We start from the raw sequence: 6,382 nt of genomic DNA on the forward strand, positions 1-6,382 counted from the left end.
GAGCTTGGCCCCATTGGGCGTTGACATATCAACGAACCTCTTCCTAGTGTTGAGATGTCAACGCTAACAGACGGGTCGGCCCCGGCTTCCCTGCCACGCTGGCGTTCGGCGCGGTGTACGCGGCGCAGCTGGTGGTGCTGGTCCGGCTGCTGAGCATCGGCCTGGTGCCCGGGACGCACCCGCTGCACGGCCGGGTGGGCTGGCAGGCGTGGACCGTCACCCAACTGATGGACCGGGCCCGCGAGGTGCTGTTCCCGCTCTACGCCGGGCTGGTCACGCCGCTGTGGCTGCGCACCCTCGGGATGCGGGTCGGCCGGGGCGCGGAGGTGTCCACGGTGCTGGCCCTGCCCAGCCTCACCACGGTCGGCGACGGCGCGTTCCTGGCCGACGACACCCTGATGGCCCCGTACGAGCTGGGCGGCGGCTGGGTGCGGCTCGGCGAGGCGAAGGTCGGCGACCGGGCGTTCCTCGGCAACTCGGGGATGACGGCACCGGGTCGTTCGGTGCCCAAGCGCGGCCTGGTGGGCGTGCTGTCGGCGACCCCGGCGAAGGCGAAGAAGGGCGGCTCGTACCTGGGCATGCCGCCGGTGCGGCTGCCGCGCTCCGCGGACCGGGCCGACCAGAGCCTGACCTACGAGCCGCCGGCCCGGCTGCTGTGGGCGCGCGGGCTGGTCGAGGTGGGCCGGCTGGTGCCGGTGCTGGCCTCGGCGGCGCTGGGCCTGCTGACCGTGGCGGCGCTGTCCTGGCTGGCGGCCGGCTCGCCGCTGACCGCCGCGCTGCTCTCCGGCCCGGTGCTGCTGGCGGCCGGCCTGGTGGCCTGCCTGGTCTCGGCGGCGGCCAAGTGGCTGCTGGTCGGACGGTTCCGGGCGGTGGAGCACCCGCTGTGGAGCGGCTTCGTGTGGCGCAACGAGCTGGCGGACACCTTCGTGGAGATGCTGGCGGTGCCGTGGCTGGTCGGCGCGGTGCCGGGCACCCCGGTGCTGAACCTGTGGCTGCGCTCGCTCGGCGCGCACATCGGGCACGGCGTCTGGTGCGAGAGCTACTGGCTGCCGGAGGCGGACCTGGTCACCCTCGGCGACGGGGTCACGGTCAACCGGGGCTGCGTGGTGCAGACGCACCTCTTCCACGACCGGATCATGCGGATGGATACTGTGGTCCTCCGCGAGGGCGCCACCCTGGGCCCGGGCGGCATCGTGCTGCCCGGCAGTACGGTGGGCGCGCGCAGCACGCTGGGCCCGGCCTCGCTGGTGATGCGCGCCGAGTCCGTCCCCGCCGACACGCGGTGGCTGGGCAACCCGATCGAGGCGTGGCAGACCACGTCGTGACCACCTCCCCGTCCCCCCGTCCCGGCCCGCAGGAAGCGCACGTCCCCGTGAAGCCCAAGCACCTCCCGGCGGCCGCCGGCGCCCCGGACCCGTACTTCCCGAACAGCGGCGACCACCGCTACCGGGTGCACCGCTACGAGCTGGCGCTGGACTACCGGCCCGGGCCCAACCGGCTGGCCGGCTCGGCCCGGCTGAGCGCGGTGGCGGACGCGGCGCTGGCGGAGTTCGCGCTCGACCTGGCCGAGTTCCGGATCGGGCGGGTGCTGGTCGACGGCCGGGCCGCCCGCTACACCCACCGCGGCGGCAAGCTGCGGATCCGCCCGGCCAGGGAGCTCGCGCCGGGCGCGGCGTTCACCGTCGAGGTGCACTACACCGGCAACCCGCGCCCGGTGCGCAGCCCGTGGGGCGGCCTGGGCTGGGAGGAGCTGACCGAGGGCGCGCTGGTGGCCAGCCAGCCGGTCGGCGCGCCGTCCTGGTTCCCGTGCAACGACCGGCCCGCCGACAAGGCCACCTACCAGCTGGCGGTCACCACGCCGTCCCCGTTCACCGTGGTGGCCAGCGGCCGGCTGCTGACCCGCACCACCCGGGCGTCCAGCACCACCTGGGTGTACGAGCAGAGCGCGCCCACCCCGACCTACCTGGTGACGGTCTCGATCGGGCACTACCGGCCGGTGCCGCTGGCGGTGCGCCCGGCGGTGCCGCAGACCGGCTACGTGCCGGAGCGGCTGACCGCCGCGTTCGCCCGGGACTTCGCCCGGCAGCCGGAGATGGCCGCGTACTTCGGCGAGGTCTTCGGCCCGTACCCGTTCGGCGAGTACGCGGTGGTGGTCGCGGACGAGGAGCTGGACGTCCCGGTGGAGGCGCAGGGCCTCGCCACCTTCGGCACCAACCACCTCGGCGGCGGCTGGGAGCGCGAGCGGCTGATCGCCCACGAGCTGGCCCACCAGTGGTTCGGCAACAGCGTCACGATCGCCGACTGGCGGCACATCTGGCTCAACGAGGGCTTCGCCAAGTACGCGGAGTGGCTCTGGTCCGAGCACGCCGGCGGCCCGGGCGCGGCCGTGCACGCCGCCGCCGCGCACCGGCTGCTGGCCGGGCTGCCGCAGGACCTGCGGCTCGGCGACCCGACCCGGAAGCTGATGTTCGACGACCGGCTGTACCAGCGCGGCGGGCTGGTGGTGCACGCGCTGCGGCGGGCGCTCGGCGAGGACGCGTTCTTCGCGATGCTGCGGGACTGGGCGAGCGCCAACCGGCACGGCGTGGTCACCACCGCCGACCTGCGGGCGCACGCCGCCCGGTACACCGCCGCCCCGCTCGGGCCGCTCTTCGAGGCGTGGCTGGAGCGGCCGGAACTGCCGGCGCTGCCGGACTGAGCCGGGCGCGGCGTCACGCAGGGTTATTCGGTCGGCCCCGGGGCTGAGCTGGGCTAATGTCCGTTCACATGTCGATGAGTTCAGATGCCCACATGACCGACCTGCCCCACGAACTGCTGCCCGCCACCCGCCGCGCCCTGCTGCACCGGCTCGCCGTCACCCAGTCCGAGGGGCGCACGCCCTCGATGGTCGCCGGGGTGCTGCGCGACGGGCAGCCGGTGTGGAGCGGCGCCCGCAGCATGGTCGACGGGCACGCGCCGACCCCGGACGTCCAGTACCGGATCGGCTCGCTCACCAAGACCTTCGTCGCCGTCCTGGTGCTGCGGCTGCGCGACGAGGGCCTGCTCGACCTCGCCGACCCCCTCGCCCGCCACCTGCCCGGCACGCCCGCCGCCGACGCGACCGTCGCCCAACTGCTCTCGCACTCCTCCGGGCTGACCGCCGAGACGCCCGGCCCGTGGTGGGAGCGGACCGAGGGCTCGCTGCGGCCCGGCCTCGGCGACCTCCTGGAGGCCGAGAAGCCGCTGAAGCACCCGGCCGGCCGGGTGCACCACTACTCCAACCCCGGCTACGCGCTGCTCGGCGCCCTGGTGGAGAGGCTGCGCGGCGAGCCCTGGGGCGAGGTGCTGCGCCGCGAGGTGCTCGCCCCGCTCGGCATGGACCGCACCACGCTGCTGCCCGAGCACCCGCACGCCGGCGGTTTCGCCGTCCACCCCTGGGCCGACGTCATGCTGCCCGAGCCGCTCGCCGACACCGGGCTGATGGGCCCGGCCGGCCAACTCTGGTCCACCGTCGCCGACCTGGCCCGCTGGGCGGCCTTCCTGTCGGCCGGCCACGACAAGGTGCTGTCCGCCGGCACCGTCGCCGAGATGCGCCGCCCGGCCGTCGCCCCGGACGACTCCGAGTGGACCAGCGGCTACGGCCTCGGCCTGCAACTGCGCCGCCACGAGGGCCGGTTGCTGTACGGGCACACCGGCTCGATGCCCGGCTTCACGGCGGGCCTGTGGATCAGCGAGGCGGACGGACTGGCCGCGTACGCCCTCGCCAACGCCACCAACTCCGCCAACGGCCTCAGCGCCGCGCCGCTGGCCGCCCAACTGATCGCGCTCACCGCCGAGTTGGAGCCCCGGCTGCCCGAGCCGTGGCGCCCGCTGGCCGAGGTGGACGCGGAGCTGCTGGAGCTCACCGGCCCCTGGTACTGGGGCGCCGCACCGTCCGCCCTGCGGCTGCGGCCCGGGCGGGTGCTGGAGCTCACCCCGCTCACCGGCACCGGCCGGGGCTCGCGCTTCCGGCCCGAGCCGGACGGCACCTGGACCGGGCTGGAGAACTACTACGCGGGCGAGACCCTGCGGGTGGTCCGCCACCCCGACGGCACGGTCAGCCACCTGGACGTCGGCTCCTTCGTCTACACCCGCGAGCCGTACGGCCCGGCGGGTGCCGTCCCCGGCGGGGTCGACCCGGAGGGCTGGCGGGCGTACTGAGCCGCTCGCCGCGCTCGTCGCCGCAACAGCGCCGCGGCGACGGGACGGTGACGCCAGCGGCGTGACCGCGCGGATGCGCCACGGGGGGTGTGCGGTACGGCCGTACGCCCCCGTGGCGGGTGTTGTCCACCCCCGGCGGACGAGCGCCCGGTGCCGGGAAGGTGGCCACCGGGCCACGGGTGGTCCCATTCAACAGGTGCACATCTGCGCTCCCCCGGGCGGCAACATAAATGCCAACCGACTCGGAGAGACATACGGGGACCGGTTCGCGTCCATGCCCAACCGCCTGCGGACCGGGACGGTGCCCTGGCGATCCTCGGCACCGCCGATCGTGCTGCCCTGGAGGGTCCGCCATGACCACCGTCCCCACGTACGCTCCGTCCGCAGTCGCCCCCACCCACGACGCCCCGGCGGTCCCCGCGCCCCGCCCCCGGCCCGCCGCCACGGCCGCTCCTGCCGCTCCCGCCGCCACGGCCGCTCCTGCCGCGTACACCGTCTCGCTCGCCCGCGACGAGGACGACGTGCGCGCCGCCCAGCAGCTGCGCCACCAGGTCTTCGGCGCCGAGCTGGGCGCCGTGCTGCACAGCCCGGTCGCCGGCCTGGACGTCGACCCGTTCGACGAGTACTGCGACCACCTGCTGGTCCGCGAGGGCGAGCAGGGCGCCGTCGTCGGCACCTACCGGCTGCTGCGGCCCGAGGCCGCCCGCCGGGCCGGCCGGCTGTACTCCGACGGCGAGTTCGACCTCTCCGCGCTCGCGCCGGTCCGCCCCGGCCTGGTCGAACTCGGGCGCTCCTGCATCCACCCGGACCACCGGGGCAACGGCGCCGTCATCAACCTGATGTGGGGCGGCATCGCGCGCTACCTGGCCGACACCGGCAACACCTGGGTCGGCGGCTGCTGCTCGATCGAGCTGGCGGACGGCGGCGCCACCGCGGCCCGGGTCTGGGACACCGTCAGCGCCAAGCACCTGGCGCCCGAGGAGTACCGGGTCACCCCGCACCGCCGCTGGGACGCCACCGGGGTGGCGCGCGCCGAGCGGGGCGCGCTGCCGGCCCTGCTCCGCGGCTACCTGCGGCTGGGCGCCTGGGTCTGCGGCGAGCCGGCGTACGACCCGGACTTCGACTGCGCCGACCTGTACGTGCTGCTGTCGCTGGAGCGCACCGACCCGCGCTACCTGCGGCACTTCCTGTCCGGGGGACCCGCCTCGGGCGCGTCGTCATGAGCGTCTGGCTGCCCACGGCGACCTGCCGGCCCGAGACCTGCCTGGCCGACCCCTCGCCGGCGGTCTCCCACCTCCGGCGGGCGCTGCGGCTGACGGCCTGTCTGGCCGCGGTGCTGGCGGGGGTCGTGCTCAGCGCACCGGTCCGGCTGTTCCCGGAGCGCGCCCGGGACCGGCTGGTCCGGCTCTGGGCGCGGGTGGTGCTGCGCAGCCTCGGGGTGACCGTCCACCTCGCCGGGGCCGACGGAGCGGCTCGCGGCGTCGACGGACCGGCTCACGGCGCGGGCGGAGCGGCGCACGGGGCCGACGGACGAGCTCGCGGCGCGGGCGGACCGGCTCGCGGCGCGGGCGGCGGGGTGCTCGTGGTGGCCAACCACGTGTCCTGGCTGGACATCCCGCTGCTCGCCGCCGGACGGCCGGGCCGGTCGCTGGCCAAGACCGAGGTCCGGCGGTGGCCGGTGCTCGGCCCGCTGGTCGCCTGGGGCGGCACCGTCTTCCTGGACCGCGACCGGCTGCGGACCCTGCCGGACACCGTGGCGGCGGTGGCCGGGGTGCTGCGCTCCGGGCATCCGGTGATCGTCTTCCCGGAGGGGTCGACCTGGTGCGGGCGGGAGAGCGGCCGGTTCCGGCCCGCGCTGTTCCAGGCGGCGGTGGATGCGGGTGCCGACGTCCAGCCGGTGACGATCCGCTACCGGCTGGCGGACGGGCGGCCGACCAGCGTGCCCGCCTTCATCGGGGACGAAGGGCTGCTCACCTCGCTCGCCCGGGTGGTCGCGGCCCGCGGGCTGGTCGCCGACGTGACCTTCCTGCCGCCGATACCGCCGCCCGGCCCGCAGCCCACCCGGGCGGGTGCCCGGCGCGAGCTGGCCCGCACGGCGCAGGCGGCGATTGAAGGCGACGACGAGGCGTACGCCGTGATCGCCGAAGCGGTCGGCGAGGGCCTTCATCACGGCGAAGACGTGGGGCCAGTGGGTGCCGGGGCC

At 75.9% G+C, this 6,382-nt stretch carries 4 protein-coding genes and 1 pseudogene; all 5 read left to right on the forward strand.

Annotated features, from left to right (window positions below; translation table 11 throughout):
- Positions 1-89: 89 nt before the first annotated feature.
- Positions 90-1,325: pseudogene (locus ABZW03_RS35240) on the forward strand (Pls/PosA family non-ribosomal peptide synthetase); the annotation flags it as partial.
- Positions 1,326-1,372: 47 nt separating this feature from the next.
- Positions 1,373-2,698, forward strand: a complete 1,326-nt coding sequence (locus tag ABZW03_RS35245) for a M1 family metallopeptidase (protein WP_355267797.1) — start codon at positions 1,373-1,375, stop codon at positions 2,696-2,698.
- Positions 2,699-2,790: 92 nt separating this feature from the next.
- Complete coding sequence (locus ABZW03_RS35250; protein WP_355267800.1) at positions 2,791-4,179, forward strand: serine hydrolase domain-containing protein; 1,389 nt, start codon at positions 2,791-2,793, stop codon at positions 4,177-4,179.
- A 353-nt stretch (positions 4,180-4,532) separates the two neighbouring features.
- Entirely contained in the window at positions 4,533-5,402 is an 870-nt protein-coding gene (locus ABZW03_RS35255) for a GNAT family N-acyltransferase (RefSeq protein ID WP_355267803.1), read from the forward strand.
- Positions 5,399-6,382, forward strand: a 984-nt coding sequence (locus ABZW03_RS35260; RefSeq protein WP_355267805.1) for a lysophospholipid acyltransferase family protein, incomplete at its 3' end; no start/stop codon positions are given. The genes ABZW03_RS35255 and ABZW03_RS35260, both read left to right, overlap by 4 nt.

This window comes from Kitasatospora sp. NPDC004799 (assembly GCF_040609095.1).
Taxonomy (GTDB): domain Bacteria; phylum Actinomycetota; class Actinomycetes; order Streptomycetales; family Streptomycetaceae; genus Kitasatospora.

Bases quoted from the DNA above. Each gene is read 5' to 3' on its own strand.
- ABZW03_RS35255 (WP_355267803.1), top strand. From the start codon at position 4,533: ATGACCACCGTCCCCACGTACGCTCCGTCCGCAGTCGCCCCCACCCAC.
- ABZW03_RS35250 (WP_355267800.1), top strand. From the start codon at position 2,791: ATGACCGACCTGCCCCACGAACTGCTGCCCGCCACCCGCCGCGCCCTG.